The 25358-nt window shown below is 61.3% G+C and carries 23 protein-coding genes and 1 riboswitch; of the genes, 16 read left to right on the top strand and 7 right to left on the bottom strand.

From position 1 onward, the window contains the following. The first annotated feature begins 50 nt into the window (after positions 1–50). Positions 51–776 carry a beta-ketoacyl-ACP reductase gene (gene phbB, locus EEQ99_RS22395; RefSeq protein WP_028756526.1) on the top strand — a complete coding sequence of 242 codons (726 nt, stop codon included), beginning with the start codon at positions 51–53 and terminating at the stop codon, positions 774–776. Positions 777–858: 82 nt separating this feature from the next. Here the strand turns inward: phbB and EEQ99_RS34675 are convergent, their stop codons facing one another. The 3 genes from EEQ99_RS34675 to EEQ99_RS22385 form a co-directional block, all read right to left on the bottom strand. Then, positions 859–1017 (bottom strand): hypothetical protein, encoded by a 159-nt coding sequence (locus EEQ99_RS34675; protein WP_164735953.1) that lies wholly within the window; start codon positions 1015–1017, stop codon positions 859–861. 192 nt (positions 1018–1209) lie between these two features. Continuing rightward, positions 1210–1467 carry a YMGG-like glycine zipper-containing protein gene (locus EEQ99_RS22390; protein WP_018244057.1) on the bottom strand — a complete coding sequence of 86 codons (258 nt, stop codon included), beginning with the start codon at positions 1465–1467 and terminating at the stop codon, positions 1210–1212. 27 nt (positions 1468–1494) lie between these two features. Further along, positions 1495–1650, bottom strand: a complete 156-nt coding sequence (locus EEQ99_RS22385) for a DUF3309 family protein (protein WP_017962528.1) — start codon at positions 1648–1650, stop codon at positions 1495–1497. Between the two features lie 807 nt (positions 1651–2457). Between EEQ99_RS22385 and EEQ99_RS22380 the strand changes: the two genes are divergently transcribed. From EEQ99_RS22380 to EEQ99_RS22360, 5 genes are all read left to right on the top strand, one after another. Then, entirely contained in the window at positions 2458–5685 is a 3228-nt protein-coding gene (locus EEQ99_RS22380; protein ID WP_127431125.1) for a helicase-related protein, read from the top strand. A gap of 2 nt (positions 5686–5687) precedes the next feature. Beyond that, positions 5688–6092 (top strand): RNA-binding S4 domain-containing protein, encoded by a 405-nt coding sequence (locus tag EEQ99_RS22375; RefSeq protein WP_028756524.1) that lies wholly within the window; start codon positions 5688–5690, stop codon positions 6090–6092. A 193-nt stretch (positions 6093–6285) separates the two neighbouring features. Continuing rightward, the gene (gene fdxA / locus EEQ99_RS22370) at positions 6286–6624 is read left to right on the top strand and encodes a ferredoxin FdxA (RefSeq protein WP_007632346.1); all 339 of its coding nucleotides are present in this window, start codon (positions 6286–6288) and stop codon (positions 6622–6624) included. 393 nt (positions 6625–7017) lie between these two features. Further along, positions 7018–7590 carry a CarD family transcriptional regulator gene (locus EEQ99_RS22365; RefSeq protein ID WP_003543775.1) on the top strand — a complete coding sequence of 191 codons (573 nt, stop codon included), beginning with the start codon at positions 7018–7020 and terminating at the stop codon, positions 7588–7590. Between the two features lie 378 nt (positions 7591–7968). After that, positions 7969–8832 carry an RNA polymerase factor sigma-32 gene (locus tag EEQ99_RS22360; protein ID WP_018244054.1) on the top strand — a complete coding sequence of 288 codons (864 nt, stop codon included), beginning with the start codon at positions 7969–7971 and terminating at the stop codon, positions 8830–8832. Positions 8833–8985: 153 nt separating this feature from the next. On the opposite strand, the gene EEQ99_RS22355 is transcribed toward EEQ99_RS22360, so the two are convergent. Together EEQ99_RS22355 and EEQ99_RS22350 are read right to left on the bottom strand one after the other, a co-directional pair. Then, complete coding sequence (locus tag EEQ99_RS22355) at positions 8986–10530, bottom strand: M48 family metalloprotease (protein WP_097543555.1); 1545 nt, start codon at positions 10528–10530, stop codon at positions 8986–8988. Between the two features lie 387 nt (positions 10531–10917). Then, on the bottom strand, positions 10918–12456 hold the full coding sequence (locus tag EEQ99_RS22350) for an MDR family MFS transporter (protein WP_028756522.1): 1539 nt from the start codon (positions 12454–12456) through the stop codon (positions 10918–10920). A gap of 116 nt (positions 12457–12572) precedes the next feature. Here EEQ99_RS22350 and EEQ99_RS22345 point away from each other — a divergent pair, with 116 nt between their 5' ends. The 4 genes from EEQ99_RS22345 to EEQ99_RS22330 all read left to right on the top strand — a co-directional run bounded on the left by EEQ99_RS22345 (position 12573) and on the right by EEQ99_RS22330 (position 16386). Further along, positions 12573–13100, top strand: a complete 528-nt coding sequence (locus EEQ99_RS22345) for a MarR family winged helix-turn-helix transcriptional regulator (protein ID WP_028756521.1) — start codon at positions 12573–12575, stop codon at positions 13098–13100. Positions 13101–13163: 63 nt separating this feature from the next. After that, on the top strand, positions 13164–13814 hold the full coding sequence (locus EEQ99_RS22340; protein WP_028756520.1) for a thiamine diphosphokinase: 651 nt from the start codon (positions 13164–13166) through the stop codon (positions 13812–13814). A 2-nt stretch (positions 13815–13816) separates the two neighbouring features. After that, positions 13817–15637 carry an ABC-F family ATP-binding cassette domain-containing protein gene (locus tag EEQ99_RS22335; protein ID WP_127431124.1) on the top strand — a complete coding sequence of 607 codons (1821 nt, stop codon included), beginning with the start codon at positions 13817–13819 and terminating at the stop codon, positions 15635–15637. A 119-nt stretch (positions 15638–15756) separates the two neighbouring features. Continuing rightward, on the top strand, positions 15757–16386 hold the full coding sequence (locus tag EEQ99_RS22330) for a DUF5666 domain-containing protein (protein ID WP_127431123.1): 630 nt from the start codon (positions 15757–15759) through the stop codon (positions 16384–16386). A gap of 73 nt (positions 16387–16459) precedes the next feature. On the opposite strand, the gene EEQ99_RS22325 is transcribed toward EEQ99_RS22330, so the two are convergent. Continuing rightward, complete coding sequence (locus EEQ99_RS22325) at positions 16460–18349, bottom strand: ABC transporter ATP-binding protein/permease (protein WP_174824485.1); 1890 nt, start codon at positions 18347–18349, stop codon at positions 16460–16462. A 114-nt stretch (positions 18350–18463) separates the two neighbouring features. Further along, positions 18464–18541: riboswitch (SAM riboswitch) on the top strand. A 48-nt stretch (positions 18542–18589) separates the two neighbouring features. Here EEQ99_RS22325 and metA point away from each other — a divergent pair. The 6 genes from metA to EEQ99_RS22295 all read left to right on the top strand — a co-directional run bounded on the left by metA (position 18590) and on the right by EEQ99_RS22295 (position 24591). Next, positions 18590–19513 (top strand): homoserine O-acetyltransferase MetA, encoded by a 924-nt coding sequence (gene metA / locus EEQ99_RS22320; RefSeq protein ID WP_127431122.1) that lies wholly within the window; start codon positions 18590–18592, stop codon positions 19511–19513. 226 nt (positions 19514–19739) lie between these two features. Further along, on the top strand, positions 19740–20762 hold the full coding sequence (locus EEQ99_RS22315; protein ID WP_028759059.1) for an aldose epimerase family protein: 1023 nt from the start codon (positions 19740–19742) through the stop codon (positions 20760–20762). Positions 20763–20892: 130 nt separating this feature from the next. Continuing rightward, positions 20893–21666, top strand: a complete 774-nt coding sequence (locus EEQ99_RS22310) for a GntR family transcriptional regulator (protein ID WP_028759060.1) — start codon at positions 20893–20895, stop codon at positions 21664–21666. Beyond that, positions 21663–22694, top strand: coding sequence for an SIS domain-containing protein (locus EEQ99_RS22305; protein ID WP_127431121.1), 1032 nt, complete (start codon positions 21663–21665; stop codon positions 22692–22694). Before EEQ99_RS22310 ends, EEQ99_RS22305 begins: the two co-directional genes overlap by 4 nt. Further along, on the top strand, positions 22694–23845 hold the full coding sequence (gene nagA / locus EEQ99_RS22300) for an N-acetylglucosamine-6-phosphate deacetylase (protein ID WP_097543560.1): 1152 nt from the start codon (positions 22694–22696) through the stop codon (positions 23843–23845). Before EEQ99_RS22305 ends, nagA begins: the two co-directional genes overlap by 1 nt. Before the next feature lie 17 nt (positions 23846–23862). Continuing rightward, complete coding sequence (locus tag EEQ99_RS22295; protein WP_127431120.1) at positions 23863–24591, top strand: SIS domain-containing protein; 729 nt, start codon at positions 23863–23865, stop codon at positions 24589–24591. A 110-nt stretch (positions 24592–24701) separates the two neighbouring features. On the opposite strand, the gene efp is transcribed toward EEQ99_RS22295, so the two are convergent. After that, a complete protein-coding gene (gene efp / locus EEQ99_RS22290) occupies positions 24702–25271 on the bottom strand; it encodes an elongation factor P (protein ID WP_028758989.1) in 570 nt (189 codons plus the stop codon). Positions 25272–25358: the final 87 nt, after the last annotated feature.

The raw sequence follows: 25358 nt of genomic DNA, 5'->3' as shown, positions 1-25358 counted from the left end.
ATTGAAAATCCCGCCATGCGGCGGGGCGAAAAACAAAAGGGGAGCGAAGCATGAGCAGAGTGGCTGTGGTCACCGGGGGTACACGCGGCATCGGCGCGGCAATATCCATGGCACTGAAAAATGCCGGATACAGGGTCGCGGCCAGCTATGCCGGCAACGACGAGAAGGCCAAAGCCTTTCACGATGTCACCGGCGTTCCGGTGTTCAAATGGGATGTTTCCGACTACGCTGCCTGCGGCGAAGGGATCGCCAGGATCGAAAGCGAGATCGGGCCGGTCGAAATCCTCGTCAACAATGCCGGCATCACCCGCGACGCGATGTTCCACAAGATGACGCCGCAGCAGTGGCACGAGGTGATCAATACCAACCTCACCGGCCTGTTCAACATGACGCATCAGGTCTGGACCGGCATGCGCGATCGCGGCTTCGGCCGCATCGTCAATATCTCGTCGATCAACGGCCAGAAGGGCCAGATGGGCCAGGTGAATTATTCGGCGGCCAAGGCGGGCGATCTCGGCTTCACCAAGGCGCTGGCCCAGGAAGGGGCAGCCAAGAACATCACCGTCAACGCCATCTGCCCCGGTTACATCGGCACGGAAATGGTGCTTGCCGTGCCGGAGAAGGTGCTGAACGAACGCATCATTCCGCAGATCCCCGTCGGCCGTCTCGGCGAGCCGGAAGAGATCGCGCGCTGCGTCACCTTCCTCGTCTCCGACGATGCCGGCTTCATCACCGGTTCGACGCTGACGGCCAATGGCGGACAGTTCTTCGCCTAATTATTCCTTTAAACGGTTATACGCAGATTCAAAGCGATGGCGCGTCCGGCAGGACGCGCCATCGCTTTGATCATTTACGGGATTAAGAGCGGCGGTCGGCATTCGGTTGCCGCTCTGTCCGAACCTTGACCGGTACTTTCCGCAGCGAGCGATCCTGGCTGCTAAGGGCTGTTATCGCATTCGTCAGAAAGGCCGATGCGATGAGAACGGCGACAAGGGAATTCAGGAAAATCTGGATCATGAAAGCGTTCCTTTCCGGTGCGCCGGGCGGCTGTGCCTGTCCGTTGCGCTGGTGAAGGAAATATGTGCCTGCCTGTTGGGTAGCAGTAGGTGTGGCTTTCATAACCGATTGTCAACGTCTCGTTGACGGATGCGGCAGGCCAAAAAAACGGGCGCAGAAGCGCCCGTTGGGAGTCCGATATGGTTTTGCCGATTAGCGGCAACGAGCCTCGTAGCGGCGGCCGTAGCGGTCGCGATAGACGCAGTAGCCGCGGCGTTCGACCGAGTGGCCGATGAGAGCGCCGGTTAGACCGCCGGCCACGGCGCCGACGGCGGCACCGCCCCAGCTGTTGGTGACGACACCGCCGATGACCGCACCGGTGCCGGCGCCGATCGCCGTACCTTGCTCGGTTGCTGTGCAGGATGCCAGAGCGCCGACCAGCGCACCAATAAGAACAATCTTCTTCATCATGTCGTAACTCCCCAGGTTCGTTGGCCTTTAGATGCGGCCCATTAGTACAAGGATAATGATAATCACGAGAACTAGCCCCAAACCGCCAGAAGGTCCATAGCCCCAGCCACGGCTGTAACCCCAATTCGGCAAGGCTCCGATCAAGAGCAGAATGAGGATAATTAGAAGTATCGTGCCAAGCATGGTGTGTTTCCTTCATTTCATCCGCAATTTGGATGGACCAGAAACACGCATTGGCGATTTTTGTTCCCGGTTAAGCTTGGAAATGTGACAAGGGCGTGATTCACGGTTAATTTCCGTCATCTCGGAAAATTGCCGCTATGGTTAAAATTACATTTAAATACAATATGTTGCGGTGAACAAAGAGGGAAAGCCGCGGTGTCGCCGATTCGTCAGCGATTCGTTCCGCTTTTGATCGACCCATCGCGATTGGCCGCCTTGACTTAACGCTGTCTGAATCCGGCTTCAAAAAGATTAATGCCTATGCCAGGAGGCGGGCGAAGAGTTCCGCTGCCGATTCCGCATCTAGCGTCCGGACCTGGTGATGCCACCAGATTTGGTCGTGAACGAAAGGCGAAAACCGCGGAGTCAGCGATTCGTCTCCGATTCGTTCCGGCTTTGGTCGAGAGGTTAATTTCGGGACGCTCTCGCCTGTTCAAAATCGGCGCGGGAATCGTCGCTCACGACGGCGAAAATGCGAATGGGAGGGAGTCTCGCGATTCAGCATCTAGTGGGAAAAAGTGATTCAAAATCAATACTTAGCCGTGAACAAAAGCTGAATCAGCTGGAGTCAGCGATTCGTCGCTGATTCGTTCTCACGCTGTTCCGAATCGTGAATTCAGACGTTCCACAAGACTCGCAAAGGTCGTAATCCCCGGTGCATTTTGAAATCTGCCCTTGCGTTTGCGGCGGCAGCTGTCCATGTGTTCTTTAGCTTCCCTCGTGGGGCTGAGATTTTCCTGGGGCCACCCGCCTCATTTGCATGGACCCATGACTCTGACTTCGCAGCCGATGATTCTGAGTGGACGCGGTGTGACCGCGGTGCTCGGACCGACCAATACCGGCAAGACCCATTATGCCATCGAGCGCATGGTCGCGCACGGGACCGGCGTGATCGGCTTGCCGCTCAGGCTGCTGGCGCGCGAGGTCTATACGCGGGTGGTGGAGAAGGTCGGCGTGCAGAATGTGGCGCTGGTCACCGGTGAGGAAAAGATTTCGCCGCCCAATGCGCGTTTTTCCGTCTGTACCGTCGAGGCGATGCCGCGTGAGACCAAGGCCGCCTTCGTTGCCATCGACGAGGTTCAGCTCGCCGGCGATCTCGAGCGCGGTCATATCTTCACCGACCGCATCCTGCATCTTCGCGGCCGTGAGGAAACGCTGCTGCTTGGCGCGGCGACGATGCGGCCGATCCTGCAGCAGCTCCTGCCGGGCATCACTGTCGTCGAGCGGCCGCGGCTTTCGCATCTTTTCTATGCCGGCCAGAAGAAGATCACCCGGCTGCCGCAGCGTTCTGCCATCGTCGCGTTTTCGGCCGACGAGGTCTATGCCATCGCCGAGCTCATCCGCCGCCAGCGTGGCGGCGCGGCTGTCGTGCTCGGCGCGCTCAGCCCGCGCACCCGCAATGCGCAGGTCGCACTCTATCAGGCGGGCGACGTCGAATATCTGGTGGCGACCGATGCGATCGGCATGGGCCTCAACCTCGATGTCGATCACGTCGCCTTTGCCCAAGACCGGAAATTCGACGGTTACCAGTTCCGCAATCTCAATCCGGGCGAACTCGGCCAGGTCGCCGGGCGCGCCGGGCGGCACGTGCGGGACGGGACCTTCGGCGTCACCGGACAGGTCTCGCCCTTCGACGATGAATTGGTGCAACGTATCGAGGGGCACGAATTCGACAACGTCAAGGTTTTGCAATGGCGCACGACTGAGATGGACTTCTCCTCGATTCAATCCTTGCGGACAAGCCTTGAGGCGGGACCGCGCGTGCCGGGACTGACGCGAGCGCTGCCTGCTGTCGACCAGCAGGCGCTGGAACAGCTTTCGCGTTATCCAGAGGTCATCGATCTCGCCGACAGGCCGGCGCGCGTCGAAAAACTCTGGGAGGCTTGCGCGCTTCCCGATTACCGGCGTATCACTCCTGCGCAACACGCCGATCTTATCTCGACCCTCTTTTCCGATCTCGTCCGCTATGGCACGGTGAATGAGCAGTTTCTCGCGGAGCAGGTGCATCGCTCCGATCGGACAGATGGGGAAATTGACACGCTTTCGGCGCGAATCGCGCAGATAAGGACCTGGACCTACGTTTCGAATCGGCCTGGCTGGCTTGCCGATCCGACACACTGGCAGGAAAAGACGCGGGAAATCGAAGATCGATTGTCCGACGCGTTACATGAAAGGTTGACGAAACGCTTTGTTGATCGCAGGACATCTGTGCTCATGAAGCGCCTGAGAGAGAATGCGATGCTGGAAGCTGAAATCAGTGTGAATGGTGATGTCTTCGTTGAAGGACATCATGTAGGGCAATTGAGCGGATTCCGTTTCACGCCGGTGGCGGGAACGGACGGACCGGATGCCAAGGCGGTTCAGGCTGCGTCGCAGAAGGCGCTCGCGCTCGAATTCGAAGCCCGCGCGGCGCGGATGCATGCCGCCGGCAATAGTGATCTGGCGATCGGCTCGGATGGGTTGATTCGTTGGCTGGGCGACCCGGTGGCGCGGCTTTCGGGCAGTGATCACGTCATGCGTCCGCGCGTGCTTCTGCTGGCCGACGAGCAGTTGACGGGCAATGCCCGGGATCACGTTGCGGCCCGCATCGAACGCTTCGTCAACCATCATATCAGCACGGTGCTGAAACCGCTCGATGATCTGTCGCGCGCCGAGGATCTGCAGGGTCTTGCCAAGGGGCTTGCCTTCCAGCTCGTCGAAAATCTCGGCGTGCTGTTCCGACGCGACGTGACCGAGGAGGTGAAGTCGCTGGACCAGGATGCCCGCGCCTCCATGCGCCGCTACGGCGTGCGTTTCGGCGCCTATCATATCTTCGTTCCGGCACTTCTGAAGCCGGCGCCGGCCGAGCTCATCACGCTGCTCTGGGCGCTGAAGAACGACGGTCTCGACAAACCGGGCTACGGCGATCTCATTCCCGTGCTTGCCGCCGGCCGCACCTCCGTCGTCACCGACCCGAGCTTCGAGCGGATGTTCTATAAGCTCGCCGGCTTCCGGTTCCTCGGCAAGCGTGCCGTGCGAATCGACATCCTGGAACGGCTTGCCGACATCATCCGTCCGCTGCTGCAGTGGAAGCCCGGTCAGAATAATCGTCCGGAGGGCGCCTATGACGGCCGCCGTTTCACGACGACGACGGCTATGCTGTCGATTCTTGGTGCGACGCTCGAGGACATGGAAGAAATCCTCAAGGGTCTCGGCTATCGCGCCGATGCCGTGAAGGCGGAAGAGGCATCGGCACATCTTGCGGCGCAGGATGCGGCCTCAGTGCCCGCCGCCACCGCGGAAACGTCGGCGGATGAGACAGCCGAAAAGGCCGATCACGACGATGCCGACGGGGCGGCGGAAGAGACTGCTGCCGAAGCGCCCGCAACCGAGGCGGCGCCCGTGGCTGCCGACGCGCCCGTGGCCGAAACGGTCCAAACCCCTGCTCCTGTCGAAGCAGCCGAGACAGCCGCTTCGGTGGAAGCGTCTGCCGAGACGGCGGTATCCGCTGCTGAGGACGCCGGCGAGCCGGTCGAACCGAAGCCGGTTCTTCTGTGGCGTCTCGGCGGCCGCAACGACAATCAGCGCCAGGCGCGCGGCGGGCATGGCGAACGCCGTGACGGCCAGGGTCAGGAGCGCGGTCAGAACCAGGAACGCGGCGACCGCAATCGTCGGCCGGGCGGCGGTGAAGGCGGCGAGGGCAATCGCGGCGAAGGCCGTGACAACAATCGCAACAATCGCGGCAAGGACGGCGGCGGTCGTGATGGCGGCCGGCCGCAGCAGGCAAGGGGCGATCGCAACAATCAGCCACGGGGCGATCAGCCGCGCGGCGACCGGCAGGACCGTGGTGACCGCAAGGATCGTGGTGACCGCAACGATCGTAACGACCGCAACAACAATCGCGGCGGCTCGCAGCCGCTGCGCTTCGAGGCCAAGCCGCCGCGCAAGGAGAAGCCGATCGATCCGGATTCGCCTTTCGCCAAGCTCGCGGCTCTCAAGGAGCAGATGAAGAAGTAATCATGAGCGCGGAGACACAGCCGACAAGCGGTTCGCGCCAGCGCATCGACAAGTGGCTGTTCTTCGCGCGCATGGTGAAGTCGCGTTCATTGGCGCAGAGCCAAATCCAATCCGGCCATGTGCGCATCAACGGCGAACGCTGCAGCCATCCGAGCCAGATGGTCAAGCCGGGTGACCGTATCGAGATGACGCTGGAACGGCGCGACGTCGTTCTCGTGGTGCGCCTCGCCGGTGAGCGGCGGGGACCTTACGAGGAGGCGCGCCTGCTGTATGACGACCAATCGCCGCCGCCTGATGAGGCAAAACGTCTCACGCCCTACGAACAGGCGATCCGGGCGACCGGTACCGGCCGTCCGACCAAAAAGGAAAGACGTGCAATCGACAGGCTGATGTCGGACGAGGATTAGAAAACTCTGTCTGCGCTGGCGGCTTTTGCAGATCGTTTATCCTTGAAATCCGGCGCCAAAGCCGATAGGTCACTGTCAACCTGCCGGAAGCGTGCTTGCCGCCCAAGCCTGCCCACGCTTTTCCTCCGGCACGGGGATAGGCGCGACGTTCCAGGTTGCCCGGCCCCACCGCATGGAAATCCTGGAGTTCTTCATGACCTATGTCGTGACCGACAATTGCATCAAGTGCAAATACACCGATTGCGTGGAAGTCTGCCCTGTCGACTGCTTCTATGAGGGCGAGAACTTTCTCGTCATTCATCCCGACGAATGCATCGATTGCGGCGTCTGCGAACCCGAATGTCCCGCCGAGGCGATCAAGCCCGATACCGAGCCGGGTCTCGACAAATGGCTGAAGATCAATACCGAATATGCGACGATCTGGCCGAATATCACGGTCAAGAAGGAGCCGTTGCCTGAGGCCAAGGAAATGGATGGCGAGACCGGAAAATTCGAGAAGTATTTCTCCGAGAAGCCCGGTTCCGGCGATTGAGACAGCGCCCACATTCGGCCTCCGAATTCGGGCGGCTGCGGGGCGAAACGTTTTAAAAGCTGCGTGAGGCATATGGGTGACATGTGTTGCCCGCATGACTCAAGCGAAGCAAATTATTGATTTCCTCATATTTTTATGATAGGTTTCGTCTACTGTTCCATTTGTGGCATGACGCATGCCCAAAACCATCACGAAAGCAAAACAAATCCGTACGCGGTTTCCGTGACATATCAACGCTTTGAGCGCCGGGTCCCAAGATCGTGCGCAAAAAGTCTTTGCTTTTGCCCGATAGGACCAGAGTGAAGTCACCCGACGGATACTACCGTCTCACCCGGGCCTGACTGACCCGGCTCCGGCCGCCGCCGGATGCGTAACAGGGAGTTTTTGAATAGAATGACGACTCAGCAGAAAAAGCCTTCTACAGCACGTCACGGCTTCAAGACCGGTGAATCGATCGTCTACCCCGCTCATGGCGTCGGTACCATCACCGCTATCGAAGAGCAAGAAGTTGCCGGCATGAAGCTCGAACTTTTCGTTATCGATTTCGAGAAGGACAAGATGCGTCTGAAGGTTCCGGTCGCGAAGGCCATGAGCATCGGTATGCGCAAGCTTTCGGAAACGGATTTCGTCGAGCGTGCTTTGAAGGTCGTGCAGGGCAAGGCGCGCGTCAAGCGCACCATGTGGTCCCGTCGCGCCCAGGAATATGATGCCAAGATCAATTCCGGCGACCTGATTTCCATCGCTGAGGTCGTGCGTGATCTCTATCGTGCCGAGAACCAGCCCGAACAGTCCTATTCCGAGCGTCAGCTTTATGAGGCTGCGCTCGATCGCATGGCGCGCGAAATCGCCGCCGTCAACAAGATGTCGGAAACCGAAGCCGTCCGTCTCGTCGAGACCAATCTCAACAAGGGTCCGAAGCGCGGAAAGGCAATCGAAGAAGACGATTCGCAGGACGAAGCCGCATAAGGCGAGCCTGTTTTCCTGTCAAAAAACCCGGCCTTCGCGCCGGGTTTTTTTATTGGAACTTTTTCCCGACTGCCGCGTTTAACACACGTAATTGCGGACTGCTCGCGGGCAATGGCCTCGACGGGCGAACTGCTATTCCGTCAATGTTCGATGAGGAGCGGATCATGCCTTTTCAATATTGCCCATCCGGCAACGTGAAGAAACAGGTCCAGCCCGGCCGTCTTAGCGGCACATGATGAGAAATAGGGCCTCCCCCTGAAAAGTCCAGGGGCGGGGCCTTTATGCATTCAGAACCCCATTCAGTCTGGAACAGCGATGTTCCGGAAGGTGCGTTTTATTGTTCATTTTAGGGCGAGAGGCCTGTTTCAGGAGATCGAAATGAAGAACATGTCTGCAGATCGGCGCATGATCAAAATCGCGATGGCCGCCCCCTATCTCGCCCGTCAGGAAGAGCACGATCTTGCCACTCGTTGGAAGGATCACGACGATCGCGGTGCCCGCAACCAGATCGCCATGGCCCATATGCGCCTGGTCATCTCTATGGCCGGCAAGTTCCGCAACTTCGGCCTGCCGATGAGCGATCTCGTGCAGGAGGGCTATGTCGGGCTGCTGGAGGCCGCCGCCCGCTTCGAACCGGAACGCGACGTGCGCTTTTCGACCTATGCAAGCTGGTGGATCAGGGCTTCGATCCAGGATTATATCCTGCGCAACTGGTCGATCGTGCGCGGCGGCACGAGTTCGGCGCAGAAGGCGCTGTTCTTCAATCTGCGTCGCCTGCGCGCCAAGCTCGCCAAGGGTGACACGCAGCTGACGCTGCAATCCATTCACCAGGAAATCGCCGCTGCCCTCGGGGTCAGCCTCGCCGATGTACAGACCATGGATGCCAGGCTTTCTGGCAACGATGCCTCGCTGCAGGCGCCTTCGGTTTCCGGCGATGCCGAGAGTGCGGAGAAGATGGATTTCCTCGTCAGTGACGATCCCCTGCCGGATGAGCAGGTTTCCAACATGATCGACGGCGAGCGCCGCCGCGTCTGGCTCGCCTCGGCGCTGAAACATCTCAACGAACGCGAGATGAAGATCATCAGTGCCCGGCGTCTGGCGGAGGACGGAGCCACGCTCGAAGAACTCGGCGCCGACCTCGGCATTTCCAAGGAACGCGTGCGTCAGATCGAAAGCCGGGCGATGGAGAAGCTTCGCAGCGCGCTCGTCAGCGCCGATCCGCATATGGCCGCCTATGCTTGAACCCAAAGCGCGTCGCGATCCTTCAGATTCGCTCCTCGCGCTTCAGGTCTTTGTTTTACGCATGTCGTTATCGTAAAACCGCTGCACAGTTTTGCGCGACATGCTTTGTCCCCTCCAGCAGCACAGACTGGCCCGGCGTAAGCCGGGCCTCTTTTATTCGGCGATGATCTTGACGCGGTCGCCCGGTGAAACGGCTGCGCCCGTGGGCAGGGCGTTGATGAGCTTGAAGAGATCGAGCTTGCGGTCGGTGCCCATCATGCGGGCGGCGAGCGTCGAGATGTTCTCCCCCGGCCGGACGGTGACGACGCGGATGCGCAGCGGCTTCAGCGAGGCTGCCTCTGCCGGCGTCATACGCCGGAAACTCGCACGCAGGACATTGGCCGTCGGCTCAAGGGCGTCACTGCCTTTCGGCACGGCGGTCAGGAAGCGGAAGATTTGCGAATTGTTGCGGATCACGGTGACATCGAAATCCCAGCGGTCGGCGCTTGCGCGCGCGGTGGCTGCTTCCATGCCGTTGATGGTGATCGGCTGGATGGTCGAGGGGTCGAGACCGGTCACCCAGCCGCTGGAGATATAGTTGGTGAGGCTCTGGTTCTGATTGTCGGCGACGCCGTCGAAGCGGACGGCGATGTCGTTCGGGCCGGTGGCCATCACGGCTTCGACCTTGTTGTCGATGTGGAAATCCGGTGGCACGTCGAAGCGGATCCCGAGACCGCCATGCAGGAAGGTCTGGCCGCGCACATAGCCTTCCTCCGGGCTATCGCCGTAGAGCAGTCCATCTATGCCATCGAGATAATAATCGCGGCCCTTGTCGCCGACGGAACCTTCCTGGCCGAAAGCGCGGGCGTGGGTGCGGGCAAGCTCGATGCGCTGGGCGGAGTTCGGGTGGCTCGACAGGAAGTCGAGGCTCTGGTCGGCTTCGGGATCGACCGACATGAAGCGGCTGTATGCCGCCATCGAATCGAGGAAACGGGCTGCGGCATAGGGATCGTAGCCGGCTTCGCCGAGCATGCGCACGCCGATGACATCGGCTTGCAGCTCCTGCTGGCGGGAGAAGGCGGCGAGCCGCAGCTTGCCGCGGGCCAGCGCCTGCTTGCCTGCGATGTCGCTGGAAAGCACCTCGGCGACGACGCGGCTGGCGATGACCTCAGCCTCTTCGCGCTTCTGCCGCTCGATGCCGTGGTTCGCCGTCACATGGCCCATCTCGTGCGACAGCACGGCGGCGACTTCCGAGGCGTCGTTGGCAAGGGCGAGCAGGCCGCGGGTGACATAGAGATAACCGCCCGGCAGCGCAAAGGCGTTGATCGCCGGCGAATTCAGGATGGTGATGCGGTAGGACTGGCTCGGATTTTCCGACACCGCCGTCAGCGCGCCGGCGATGCGGGCAACGAGGCGTTCGGTCTTGGCATCCTTGTATTCGCCGCCGTAGCTTGCCACGATGCGCGGATGCTCACGGGCGCCCATCGCCGCGCGCGGGTCGTTCTTCTGCACCTCGTCGACGATCTGCGGATTGGAAGAAGGCGAAACACTCGGCTGATAGGATTGGTCAATCAGCGATTGACAGCCATTCAGCGCCATTGCGAGGGCTGAAAGCAGCATTAGGCGACGCGGGAAGCGCCGCGGCGTGGAGATGGCATCACTGGAAAGCGCGGGCGATTTCCACGTCGTCAAGCTGTCCAGTCTGTTTCTCCGCATCATGTCGCTGTTTTGCCGGTTTGCCGCAGATTCAAACCGACCGTGGCAAGGGGAATTCAACAGGTGCGCACCCCTGATCTCGCGCTGCACAATCGGCCGATACAAGTCCTTGCTGTAGCTGATTTACGCATCGGTTGCATAGCGAGACTCTGTTTAAATGTGGCGCCGTTGCATTTTGGCAAGCCTCGGGCATTGAGGCCTCCCTTCGCTCGGATGAAATTATGGCGAAAGTTCCGTCACAGAGGGGAGATTCGTCAACGGCGCGGAAAAAGAACGGGCCGATTGAATTAACCGGCGCGGCCGCGACAGCCATGCGCGAAAAGCGCAACCAGAAATATGTTCTTTGTGAGGGAGCGCCTCTTGGTGAGGCATTTCCGCGGGGCGATTCGACTATTCGGCAGCTTCCGCCGTCGCCGCTTGCGGCTTCTCCGTCTCGCCGGCGCGGGGCAATTGCACTGGCTTCAGCATGATGGCAGCCACAAGGCCGATCAGCGCAATGGCGCAGGAGGTCATGAAGAGCGGCGAGAAAGCGGCAGCATAGATATCGGCCACGGCCTGGCGGCTTGGCTCGGGAAGGGCAGCCATCATCTTTGGCGTCAGTTGCTCGATATCGGTGACGCCGGGAATGGAAATGCCGACCGTGCCGAGCCCAGAGGCAATGATCGCGCCGTAGATCGAGATGGCGATCGAAGCGCCTCCCATGCGCGACAGCGTCACCGAGCCGGTGGCCGCACCGACGTCGCGGGCCGGTGCTGCATTCTGCACGCCGATGATGGGAACCTGCTGGGCAAGGCCGATGCCGATACCGTGCAGCATCATGATCGCGCCGATGAAGGCGATCGGCGTTCCCGCATGGACCTGCGACAATAGCGCAAAGGCGGTGGCGCTGCAGGTGAGGCTTGCGATGGCGAAGGGCTTGTAGCGCCCCGTCCTCGAGATGATGCGGCCTGCCGTCAACGATCCGCAGACGAGGCCGCCGGTCAGGAGGATGAAGAGCAGGCCGGCGGCGGACGGTGAAAGGCCTGTGGTGGTCTGCAGGAAGAGGGCGAGATAATTGACCATGCCGATGGCGATGGCGCCGCCCATGATCGAGATCACCAGGAGCAGGCTGAAGGTCGAATTGCGAAAGAGCTGCAGGGGAACGATCGGCTCCGGCGCGCGGCGCTCCGTGAAAACCCAGATGACGGCACAGATCACACCGAAGGCGACGATGCCGACGCTCTGGGGTGAGATCAATGCGCCGAACAGTTCGCTGCTGTCGGTGGCAAGCACGATGCTTGTCGTCGTCATGGCAAGCAGAAGTGCACCTGCATAGTCGATCTTCGGTCGGCGATGCGGTTTTCGGTACGGCAACATGAAAGCAAGGCCGGCAAGTACGATGAAGCCGATCGGCACATTGACGAGGAAGATCGAGCGCCAGCCGAAGAGATCGCTCATCGTACCGCCGAGCACCGGGCCGATCGCACCAGATGCCATCAGCACGAGGCTGGAATAGCTTTGATAGCGCGCCCGCTCGCGCGGCTCGAACAGATCGGCGTTGACGGCGAAGATCGACACCATGATGCCGCCGCCGCCAAGGCCCTGCAGCACACGGGCGGCGATCAGCGTGTCCATCGAGACCGCAAGGCCGCAGACCGCTGAGCCGACGGTGAAGATCGTGATCGCCGTCATCATCACATATTTGCGGCCGAAGAGATCGCCGAGCTTGCCGTAAAGCGGCATGACGGCGCTCAGCGACAGGAGATAGGCCGAACCGATCCAGCCGAAGCGCTCGAGATGGCCGAATTCGCCGACGATCGTCGGCAGCGCCGTGGAAACGATCTGATTATCCAGCGTCGCCATGAACATGGCCGTCATCAGGAAGAAGAACAGGATAAGCCGGCGACGAGGATCGGTCACGAGCGGCGCAGGCACGAATTGCATGTCCATGGGAGCGTCATTCCGGGTTTGATGAGCTTTTATGTGCTAACAGCATATAATTGTCAACAGCACATTATTGACATCAGCATGTTCAAATTCCGCATCGGCTCTGTTATGGTCTCGTCATGAGTGACGTGCTGACCAAGACCATTTCCGCGCAATCCGCCACGCCGAATGAGGAAAACGTGCCTCGTATCGGCCGCAGCATGGCGCGCATGCGATTGATGACCGGTCGGCGGCTGATCGGTCGGCTGGCGATCCAGAGTGCCGCACCGGGCCTTGAACTTTCGCATCTCGATGTGCTCGATGCCGTGCGGAGGGCGCAGCCTGCCGGCGAGGTCACGGTCGGCATGATCGCGGAGATGCTGCGCATCGATCCGTCACGGGCAAGCCGCGTGGTGGCCGACATGGTCGGGCGCAACGTCCTGCGCCGCGAGGCCTCGCAGGCCGACGCGCGGCGGATCGTTGTCGTCATGACCGAGGTCGGCCAGGCTCTGCTTGCCGAGATCGTCGCGCAGAAGCTCGCGATCATCTCCGAGATCGTCGCCGACTGGCCGCAGGAAGATATCGATCGCTTCGCGATACTTTTCGAGCGTTTCATCGGCGGTTACGAGGCGGTCTTCCTGTCGCGCGACAAGGATACGCCGGGCTGAGGCGAGGCACGTCGTTCGGCGCCCCTTCCCCTCGACCCCCCGTTTGCGCTAAGGGCAGTGCCCATGAGCCAATCCACCTTCACCATTCTCCTTGGCGGCGAACTCAGCCTGACGGAGCGCCTGCGGCATGCCATCGGCGACAGCCGCTTCATTGCGGCCGATGGCGGGATGCGGCATGCGGCAGCACTCGGCATTATGCCCGAGCTCTGGGTCGGCGATTTCGATTCGACGCCCGCCGATCTCGAGGATGCATTTCCCGATGTGCCGAAACAGCCTTATCCCGCAGCGAAGGCGGCGACCGATGGCGAAATCGCAGTGTCGGAAGCGATCGCGCGCGGTGCGCGGCGGCTGATTCTGGCCGGTGCGCTCGGCGGCGAACGCTCGGACCATGCGCTTCAGCATCTGCTGTCGGCCGTCAGCCTGGCGGAAGAGGGCTTCGACGTGCTGCTGACCTCGGGCAAGGAAGAGGCCGTGCCGTTGATTGCCGGGACGATCGAACTGGACCTTCCCAAGGGCAGCCTGTTTTCCGTGCCCGGGTTCAGCGAGCTGATCGGGCTTTCCATCGAGAATGCGCGTTATCCGCTGGCCGATTTTCATCTGCCTTTCGGCTCGTCGCGCACCATTTCCAACGTCGCGGAAGGCAAGGTTCGCTTTTCGCTCCGCAGCGGCCAGGCGATCGTGCTCGCCAGGCCCTATGATCTTTCCGGAGTCTGATTTTGGCCCCTCCCATTCTGAAACTCGACGATATCTTCCTGAGCTTCGGCGGTGCACCGCTCCTCGCGGGGGCGGCGCTGCAGATCGAGCCTGGTGACAAGATCTGTCTCGTCGGCCGCAACGGCTCGGGAAAATCGACGCTGCTGAAGATCGCCGCCGGCCTGGTCGAGGCACAGTCCGGCGAGGTCTTCCGCCATCCGTCCTCGACGGTGCGTTATCTCGAACAGGCGCCGGATTTTGCCGGCTTCAACACGGTTCAGGCCTATGCCGAGGCCGGTCTCGGGCCGGGCGATGATCCTTACCGCGTCACCTATTTGCTCTCCCATCTCGGGCTGACCGGCGAGGAAGATCCGAAGACCCTTTCCGGCGGCGAATCGCGCCGGGCCGCCCTTGCCCGCGTCCTGGCGCCGGAGCCCGACATTCTCCTGCTCGACGAACCGACCAACCATCTCGACCTTCCCACAATCGAATGGCTGGAAGGCGAGTTGCAGAAGACCCGCAGCGCTTTGGTGCTGATCTCGCACGACCGGCGTTTTCTCGAAAAGGTCTCGACCGCAACCGTCTGGCTCGACCGCGGCACCTCACGCCGGCTCGACAGGGGCTTTGCGCATTTCGAAGCCTGGCGCGACCAGGTGCTGGAGGCCGAGGAGCTGGAGCAGCACAAGCTCGGCAAGGCGATCGAGCGCGAGGAGCACTGGTTGCGCTATGGCGTCACGGCGCGACGCAAGCGCAACATGCGCCGCCTCGGTGAACTGCAGACGATGCGCTCGCAATATCGTGGCCACAAAGGGCCACAAGGTACCGTGCAGGCGACCGTTTCGGACGCGCAGGAATCCGGCAAGCTGGTGATCGAGGCCGACAAGATCACCAAGAGCTTCGGCGACCGGACAATCGTCATGCCCTTCTCGATCCGCGTGCATCGCGGTGACTGCATCGGTCTGGTCGGGCCGAACGGCGCCGGCAAGACGACGCTGTTGAAGATGCTGACCGGGCAGCTTTCCCCGGATAGCGGCACGATAAAGCTTGGCACCAATCTGGAGATCGCGACGCTCGACCAGAAGCGCGAGGATCTCGATCCCGAGAATACGCTTGCCAACTACCTGACGGACGGGCGCGGCGAAAACCTGCTCGTCAACCGCGAGCAGCGTCATGTTACCGGCTATATGAAAGAGTTCCTGTTCCAACCGGAACAGGCGCGGACGCCGATCAAAAGCCTCTCCGGCGGCGAGCGCGCCCGGCTGATGCTGGCACGTATCCTCTCGCGTCCGGCGAACCTCCTGATCCTCGACGAGCCGACCAATGATCTCGATATCGAAACGCTCGATCTGCTGCAGGAAATCGTCGCCGGCTTTCCCGGCACCGTCATTCTCGTCAGCCACGACCGCGATTTCCTCGACCGCACCGTGACCTCGACGATCGCGCCTGCCGTGCCGGATGCGCCTGACGGTCGCTGGATCGAATATGCCGGCGGCTATTCCGACATGCTTGCGCAGCGCAAGGGCGCGCTTGAGGAGCGCAAGAGGGCGGAGAAAGCGGCGGAGAAGCCGAAGACGCAAGAGGCAGCGCCGTCCGCAGGAAGTGCCAAGACCAAGCTTTCCTTCAAGCAGAAATTCGCGCTTGACAATCTGCCGAAGGAGATGGCGAAAGCCGAAGCCGAGATCGCCAAGCGCGAACAGGCGATGGCCGATCCCAATCTGTTTACGCGCGATGCCGCGGCCTTCAACCGGCTTGCCGCCGAGATGGAAAAACTGCGCTCCAGCCTGACCAAAATGGAGGAGGAGTGGCTGGAGCTCGAAATGCTACGCGAAGAGCTGGAAGGCTGAGGCTTCCCAAACGCGCCGGCTCACCTTTCCTTGATTCGCCAGTTGATCGTCGTGCGGCATAGAGTGCCGCCCGGCAGCCGGGGATATTGCCGATCGCAATGGCGACAAGGAAAAGTCATATGTCTCGCAAGCCCAATTCCAAAATTTTCACAACCCTTGCCGCCGGCGGCATTGTCGCGCTTGCCCTATCGCAGGCCGTCGAGGCGCAGGATAGCCAGCGCGTCCGCATTCGCGGCGCCATCGAAAGCCTCAGCGGTGATCAACTCGTTGTCAAGACGCGCGAAGGCAGCGATGCGACGATCACGCTGAAAGCCAGCTGGAAAGTCGGCGGTATCCGGAAAGCCTCGGTCGAGGATATCAAGCCCGGCGATTTCGTCGGCGTTGCCTCACTTCCGAAGGGCAACGGCCCGGATGGGGCGATCGAAGTGCTGATCTTTCCGGCGTCGATGAAAGGCACCGGCGAGGGCAACCGTCCCTGGGATGCGCAGCCGAACAGCCAGATGACCAACGCGACCGTCAGCAACGCCGTCAAATCCGTCGAAGGCCACACGATCACGCTGACCTATCAGGGCAAGGAAAAGACCATCACGATTGCCGATGCGACACCGATCGTGACACTGGCGCCGGCGACCAAGGATGATTTGAAGACTGGCGCCGGCGTTATCGTCACCGGCGAGAAGGCGGCTGACGGCAGTATCTCGGCCAGCCAGGTGGCTGTCGGCCTCAACGGCATCACGCCGCCGATGTGAGCGGCCGGCTCATATCTTTATCTTAACGCATTCCGTTATGCCAAAACCGCTCTACACTTTGGGGCGGCACGCATCAAAGCGCCGGCGCGGGCACGGCGGCAGCGCCTGCACTGGCGCTGGCGCCAGTCTGGGCGACAGGCGGTTCCTCGGATCTTGACGGCAGCGCCTGCAGATGCAGCACGCGCGGCTTCAGCACCTCGAGATAGGCTTCGGAACGGCCGATATAGATCATGCCGCTTTCGGGCAGGGTGGTGAGCAGTTTGGCCATGGTTTCCTGCCATTCCGGCTCCATGCCTTCCAGCACCTCGTCGAAAATGATCCAGCGCGGGCGTACGAGCAGCAGGCGGGCGAAGCCGATCGCCTTCTGCTCGTCGCTGTCGAGCAGCTTGTCCCAGCGGGCGCGGGTATCGAGCCTGGCGATCAGCGAATGCAGGCCGGCCTTCTCGAGGGCAGCCTCGACGGCGGCTTTCTCGTAGGCATCAGGACTTTCGGGAAAGGCCAGCGCCTCGCGCAGTGTGCCGCCGGGAACATAGGCGATCTGCGGCACGAACAGCATGTCGTCGACCGGCGGCAGCCCCATCGTGCCGCTGCCGCACGGCCAGAGGCCGGCCATCGCCTGGAACAGCAGCTTACGATTGACGCTGTGATCGCCGTTGATCATGACTTTTTCGCCGGCCTTGATCACGACATTGGTTTCACGCAGGCGGAAACCGCCGCATTCGTCGATGTCTTCGCCGATCTTGGCGACGATCACCACATCCTTCAGTGTCAGCGTATCGGGCGCGGTGCTTTCATAGGCGATGCTGTCCTTCAGGTCGAAGTCCTCGTCCATGTCGAGCAGCGCCTGACGGAAATCGGTGACGCGCATCAGCGTGGCGCGCCATTCGGCGATCGGGCCGAAATTGGCGACGTACCAGCGCAATGCCGTGTTGACCTGATTGAAGGCGCCGACGGACATCATCAGCTGGCCAAGGGTGAGGCCGCCGGAGAAATAGGCGGGGGCGGCGACGATGATCGGGATGACGATCACCAGCCAGCCGTAGCCGGCCGAAACCCAGGTGAGGTTGGTATTGGCCATGGCGAGCCGCTTGACGACCCTCAGTACCGAGCTGATATCGGTGTTGATGCGCCGACGCTCGTTTTCCTCGCCGCGGGCGACGGTGATCGCCGGCATGTTCTCATTGGCATGCATCAGCGTGAAGCGAAGCTCGGCTTCCTTCGAGAACCGGTCGGCATTGAGCTTCACCAGCTTGCGGCCGACGACCTGGCTCAGCACCGAGGCGGAAGCGGCATAGAAGATCGCCGCCCAGACCATGTAGCCCGGAATGGAGAAGCTATGGCCGCTGATGCGGAAGATGAATCCGCTCGAAAGCTCCCAGAGCACGCCGATGAAGCTCACCAGAAGAATGGTCGACTGCAGCAGGCCGAGAACGAGCCCTGTCGTGCTTTCGGCGAGATTGCGGGAATCCTCGTGCAGGCGCTGGTCCGGATTGACGCCGATCAGGCCACTGGAAGCAAGCCGCAGCGCCCGCTTGCGCTTCAACCACTGGTCGACGAGATCACGCGACAGACCTTCGCGCATATAGAGCGCGGTCATCTGGTTCAGCCACGCCTGCAGCACGTTGAGCAGCAGCAGCGTGCCGGCGATCATCGCGAAGATTTCAAGCTGGTGGAAGAATTCGCCGAGGTCGCGGCGCTCCAGCGAGTCGTAGAACGGAGCATTCCATTCATTGAGGATGACCTGGCCGTAGGACGTCGCCAAGATGACGAGAATCAGCACGGTCGCCAGAAACAGCACCTTGCCACGCACTTCCGAATTCCAGAATGCTGAGAACATCACCCCGAGGCGATATGTCAGGCTGAGATCATACCCTACCCTATCCTGCCTCCGGATTCCCGGCCTCCTCTCGATCTTATCTGCCATTACACTTTTCCACACCGCCCATGCCCCCATTATTAACATGGTGGCGTTACCGGTCTATCAACAGATTCTATCAGTCATTAAAGTGTGATGATGCTTGCATGGGCCGTGCCTGCATGCTTTCGCCATTGATTCGCGGTCCGACTGGGGCTAATTAAAGTGCTCCGTGGTGATTTGGCCGGCCGGCTTGCAGCCACGTTAAAAAAGTCGCTAAAGGGCCGCGTGCGGACCGGTAGCGATTTTTTTCGCCGCCGGTTTTTTGTTTTTGATCGAGTGACCGCAATGCCCATCAAGATCCCCGATACGTTGCCCGCCTTCGAAACCCTGGTTCAGGAAGGTGTGCGGGTGATGACCGAGACGATGGCGATCCGTCAGGATATCCGTCCGTTGCAGATCGGGCTGCTCAACCTCATGCCGAACAAGATCAAGACCGAGCTGCAGATGGCCCGCCTCGTCGGCGCCTCGCCGCTGCAGGTGGAGCTGTCGCTGATCCGCATCGGCGGCCACAAGGCGAAGAATACCTCCGAAGACCATCTGCTTTCCTTCTATCAGACCTGGGAAGAGGTGAAGCAGCGCAAGTTCGACGGCTTCATCATCACCGGGGCGCCGATCGAGCTTTTGCCCTATGAGGACGTCACCTATTGGGCGGAAATGCAGCATATCCTCGACTGGACGGAAACGAATGTCCATTCGACGATGAACGTCTGCTGGGGCGCGATGGCTGCGATCTATCATTTCCACGGCGTTCCGAAATACGAGTTGAAGGAGAAGGCCTTCGGGGTTTATCGCCACCGGAACCTGAAGCCTTCCTCCATCTATCTCAACGGCTTTTCCGACAATTTCGAAGTGCCGGTGTCGCGCTGGACCGAAGTGCGCCGCGCCGATATCGAGAAATCCGAAGATCTGGAGATCCTGATGGAATCAGCCGAGATGGGCGTGTGCCTCGTGCACGAGAAGAAGGGCCGGCGGCTCTACATGTTCAACCATGTCGAATATGATTCCACCTCGCTCTCCGACGAGTATTTCCGTGACGTCGATGCCGGCGTGCCGATCAAGATGCCGCACAACTACTTCCCGCATAACGATCCGGCGCTTGCGCCGCAGAATCGCTGGCGCAGCCATGCGCATTTGCTGTTCGGCAACTGGATCAACGAAATCTACCAGACGACGCCCTATGACGTGGAAGAGATCGGCATGGACCTCTGAGGGCACCATCGCGCCTTGAGCCGATGCCGCATCGCTGCTGCGGCATTTCTTTCTACTCCGCCCGGTTGCGGTTTGGAACAAATGCGGGCAGGTTCCGGTCCGGAACACCACAGCGCCCGCGCGTCTTTGTCAGCCGTGCAAGGACGCTGCAACAGTTTGAATCGCTGAAATTCCTAAATCGATTTCGATGAGGAATAGGCAGCCGGGATAGAATGGACGGTCGATGATGTCGGATAAGTTGAAGCGGGATGTTTTCGGGCAGACGAAGGCGGGCGAGACCGTCTATCGCGTCGAGATCAAGGGCGGCGGGCTGACGGCCAAGATTATGACCTGGGGTGCGGTCATCCAGGATCTGCGCCTTGAGGGACATGACGCTCCGCTGCAGCTCGGCTTTGACGATTTCGACAGCTATCCCCTTTATTCGGCCTACTTCGGCGCGACCCCCGGCCGCTGCGCCAACCGTGTCGGCGGCGGCAAATTCACGCTTGACGAAAAGGACCATCAGCTCGAGCTGAACGAAAATGGCGTGACGCATCTGCATGGCGGCAGCGACAATATCGCCAAACGCAACTGGACGATCGTCGAGCATGACGTCGACCGCGTGGTGCTGAAGATCGTCGATCCCGATGGCCGTGCGGGCTATCCCGGCAATTGCACCATCCAGGCGACTTTCCGGGTGCATGGCAACGGCGAACTGTCGATCACCTACGAATCGACCAGCGACCAGCCGACGCTCGCCAATGTCTGCCAGCACGCCTATTTCAATCTCGACGGTCGCGAAGATGCGCTTGGCCACGACATCATGATTGCCGCCGATCACTATCTGCCGACCGATGAGAAGCAGGTGCCGACCGGGGAGATCCGTTCCGTCGACGGCACGGAATTCGATTTCCGCGAGATGGCGCCGATGAAGCGTTTCGTCGGCAGCGAACAAGTGTTGTACGATCATAATTTCTGCCTGTCCGCCGAGCGCACCGCCAAGCGGAGCGTCGCGCTTGCCCGCAGCCTCTATTCCGGGGTGTCGCTGGAAGTGCGCAGCACTGAGCCGGGCGTGCAGTTCTATGCCGGTTTCAAGCTTAATACCGAGGCGCTCGGCATCGGCGGGCGCAAATATGGTCCATTCGCCGGGTTCTGCCTGGAGACGCAGGTCTGGCCGGATGCCATCAATCACCAAGGTTTTCCGAATGCCGTCCTGCGTCCCGGCGAGGTGCTTCGCCAGGAGACGGATTATATCTTCACCAAGAACTGAGTTTCTGCGCACGCACGGCTGTCAAATTTGATTGCTATGAAACCCTTGCCGGTCCAGCGGTGAGGGTTTTTTCTTTCTATGCTCGATTCCGTCTTGCCGATTGGTTCTAGATAGGTTCTATTATGCGCCCATGGATAGAACCAGTCTGATAGCGGAACTGAAGAACCGCGGCCTGCGTGACGAGGCGCTGACCGGGCCGCTCTACAAGCGGCTGGCGCAGACGCTGACCGGTCTTATTCAGGAAGGATTGCTGAAGCCGGGCACTGCGCTGCCGGGCGAGCGCGACCTTGCCGAGGCACTGAAGCTCGGACGCGTCACCGTGCGCACCGCCTATCGCGATCTGATGGCTTCAGGGGCGCTGGAATCGCGCCACGGAAGCGGTACTTTCGTCTCGAGCAGAGTAGAACGCATGGAGCAGTCGCTCTGGCGGCTTTCCTCCTTCTCCGCCGACATGCGCTCGCGCGGGCGTCTGCCGGCTGCGCGGGTATTGTCGCGGGCGGTCAATACGCCGTCGCCGGAGGAATCCTTCCTGCTCGGCCTCGGCGGCGACGAGCCGGTGCTGAGACTCGACCGCTTGCGCCTTGCCGATGGCCTGCCGCTGGCGATTGAACGCGCCGTGGTGCCGATCAAGTTCCTTGGGCACGATGCCGGTGGCGAGGGATCGCTCTACGATGCGCTGACGGCCAGCGGCCACAGGCCCGTGCGCGCGCTGCAGCGGCTCACTGCGGTTACGCTCGACCCGTCTTCTGCGGCGATCCTGAACGTCAAATCAGGCGCGCCGGCGCTTCTGATCGAACGTGTCTCGCGCCTGGAAGACCAGCGCGTCGTCGAATACACCCGCTCGCATTATCGCGGCGATGCCTATGATTTTGTTGCCGAATTGAGAATTGGAGATGACCTATGAGTGAGAACCAGTCGCTGATGCTGCAGGAAGCCGGCCAGTCGCCAGAGGTGGTGGCCACGCTTCTCGAAAAGGAAAAGCCGGTCTTTGCCGAGATCGCCCGGCTGTTTTCGTCCGCCCGCCCGAGCGTGGTGACCACGGCGGCGCGCGGCTCCTCCGACCATGCCGCCACCTTCTTCAAGTATCTCTTCGAGATCACCTGCGGCGTTCCGGTCGCCTCGGTCGGTCCGTCAATCGCTTCCGTCTATGGTGCCGCGCTGCATCTGAAGGGCGGCGTCCATTTCACCGTCTCGCAGTCGGGCGCCAGCCCCGATATCGTTGCGCTGCAGGATGCGGCGAAGAAGGGCGGAGCGACGACGATCGCCGTCGTCAACGTCACCGACAGCCCGCTTGCGAAACAGGCCGATATCGTTCTCGGCCTCAATGCCGGTGCCGAAAAGAGTGTCGCGGCGACGAAATCCTTCATTGCCTCGGTCGCCGCCCTTTCCGGGGTGACGGCTGCGATCGGCGGCGCATCCGATCTGCAGACTGCGCTCGACAAGCTGCCGGAGGCGCTGTCGGCAACTGCCGGGATCGACACGGCGGCGGCCGAGGAGGTGCTCTTCAACGCAACCTCGCTCTATACGGCCGGCCGCGGCCCAGCTTTCGCGATCGCGCTCGAAGCGGCGCTGAAGGCTAAGGAGACCTCCGGCTTGCATGCCGAGGCCTTCTCGCTGGCGGAACTGATGCATGGTCCGATGCGCCTGGTGCAGCCGGGCTTTCCGATCGTCGCCTTTACGCCCGACGATGCCGCCTTCGCCAACAACGTCCAGGCACTCGAGCGCCTGCAGAAACTCGGCGCCACCACCGTCGGCTTCTCGGCGCAGCCGCTGTCCGGCGTCCATCTCCGCGTACCGACCACGGGCAACGGCCTCGTCGATCCGCTGGTGTCGCTGCTCGTCTATTACCGGCTGATCGAGTCGGTGACGCGCCGCAAGGGCTTCGATCCCGACAGACCGGCAAACCTGCTCAAGGTGACGGAGACGGTCTGATGGCCCGCAAGATCTTCCTTGGCGCCCGCATCTTCGACGGCGAACGCTTCCATGACGACAAGGCGCTCATCACTGCCGGCGGCCGAGTCGAAGCGATCGTCGCAAGAAACGATCTGCCGGACGGCGAGGTCGTGACACTTGCGGGCGGGGTTCTGTCGGCCGGTTTCATCGATGCGCAGGTCAATGGCGGCGGCGGGCGAATGCTGAACGACGAGCCTTCCGCCGCTTCGATGGACATCATCGCCGGAGGACACCGGCCCTATGGCACGACGTCGTTGCTGCCGACGCTGATCACCGATACATCGGAAGCCTCCATTGCCGCGATCGAGGCGGCCAAGGAGGCGGTCAAGGCGAGCCGCGGCGTCGCTGGCCTGCATCTCGAAGGCCCGCATCTGGCGCCGGCGAGAAAAGGCGCGCATCTGGCCGAGCTGATGCGGCCGGTGGAGGAACGTGACGTCAAGACCTTCATCCGAGCACGCGAGGAGATCGGCACGTTGCTCGTCACCATGGCGGCCGAGCAGGTGACGGTTGCCCAGGTGCGCGAGCTTGCGGAAGCCGGCGTCACGGTCAGCATCGGGCATTCCGATTGTTCGAGCGAGGCGGCGGAAGAACGCTTCGATGCCGGCGCACGCGGCGTCACGCATCTCTTTAACGCCATGAGCCAGCTGGGACACCGCACACCCGGCCTCGTCGGCGCGGCAATCGACCATCCCTCGACCTGGTGCGGCATCATCGCCGATGGCCATCACGTCGATCCGAAGGCCTTGCGCACGGCCCTGCGCGCCAAGCGCGGCGAAGGCAAGCTGTTCTTCGTCACCGACGCGATGTCGCTCGTCGGCTCGGAGAAAGACTCGTTCACGCTGAACGGGCGCACCGTCCGGCGAGAAAGGGGTGGCTTCTGCTCGAAGCTGGTGCTTTCCGACGGCACGCTCGCCGGTTCCGACGTCGATATGATCTCGACGATCCGGTACGGTGTCACCTATCTCGACCTGACGCTCGCCGAGGCCCTGCGCATGGCGACCCTATATCCCGCCCGCTTCCTCAGGCTTGCCGATCGCGGTCATCTCTCGCCGGGCATGCGCGCCGATCTCGTGCATCTCACCGATGCGCTTGCCGTCACCGCCACCTGGCTCGGCGGCGAAGCGGCCTGACATCAAGGAGACGTGGGATGACCGACATTACCGATGCCTATTTCGCCAACCTCATCGGCCGGCTGGAAGAGCTGAAGCAGGCGCTTGCCGAGCCGATGGCGCAGGCCGCGGCCGTCATCCTCGATGCTGCCCACGGCGACAAGCGCGTCTATGTCTTCGGCACCGGCCATTCGCATATGCTGGCGGAAGAGGTGCACTATCGTGCCGGCGGGCTCGCCTTCACCGTGCCGGTGCTGGTCGGCTCGGCCATGCTGCATGAGGGTGCGGTCATCAGTTCGGTCTATGAGCGCACGCAGGGCCTGGTGCGGCCGATGCTGGAGCGCTACGGCATGCAGCCGGGCGATGTCATCATCATCGCTTCCAATTCGGGCGTGAACGCCGCGCCGATCGAGGCGGCCGACTATGCGCGCGAAATCGGCGCAAAGGTGATTGCCATCACGTCGATCGCCTATTCGTCAGCGATCGCCAATGGCCGCCGGCGGCTCGCCGACGTGGCCGATGTGGTGCTCGACAACGGGCTGCCACCGGGTGATGCCGTTGTCGATCTCGAAGGCACGGGGCTTCGGGTTGGGCCAGTCTCGACGGCGGTCGGGGTAACGGTGATCAATGCGGTCTTCGCCGAAGTCGCCTCGCAGCTTTCGAAATCCGGCGATGCGCCAATTTATCTCAGCGCCAACATGCCGGGTGCGGCCGAGATCAACCAGAAGCTCGTCAAGAAATACCGGCCGCGCAACCCGCATCTCTAGAGCATGATGCCGAAAAGTGTGAGCGGTTTTCGGACAACATCATGCTGCAAAGAAGGCGGATACAAAAAGGCCGGCATAAGCCGGCCTCTTCAAGAGTTTGTCACTCAGGATCAATCCTTGGCGCGTTCGACGTAGGAATTGTCTTCCGTGGCGATGACGACGCGGGTGCCGGCATTGATGTGCGGCGGCACCATGGTGCGCACGCCGTTCGACAGCATGGCCGGCTTGTAGGAAGACGACGCCGTCTGGCCCTTGACGACCGGTTCCGTCTCGGTGATTTCGAGCGTGACGTGACGCGGCATCTGGATCGCCAGAGCAATGCCTTCATGCATTGACAGAACGCAGGTCATGCCTTCCTGCAGATAAGCCTTGTCGTCACCCATCGTCTCGACATCGACGACGACCTGATCGTAGTTTCCAGGGTTCATGAAGTGAAAGCCTTCGCCGTCCTCGTAGAGGAACTGATGGTTCACGTCTTCGACGAAGGCGCGCTCGACCTGTTCGGTGGTGCGCCAACGCTCGGAAACCTTCACGCCGTCGACGATGCGTCGCATGTCGACCTGGGTGACCGGCGTGCCTTTGCCCGGATGAAAGTTCTGGGCGGTGAGGACGACGTAGAGCTTGCCGTCGACGTCGAGAACGTTGCCCTTGCGGACCGAAGAGGCGATGACCTTGACCATAAGACTTCCTTGTAACTCGGCTTTCGGCGTCGTAGAGGACTGTCGAGACGCCCCGAAGACGCAAATGTTTTTCTTTGGGGGCGCAAC

The organism is Rhizobium anhuiense (assembly GCF_003985145.1).
Lineage (GTDB): Bacteria > Pseudomonadota > Alphaproteobacteria > Rhizobiales > Rhizobiaceae > Rhizobium > Rhizobium anhuiense.
This window is presented reverse-complemented; position numbering and strand designations above follow the sequence as displayed.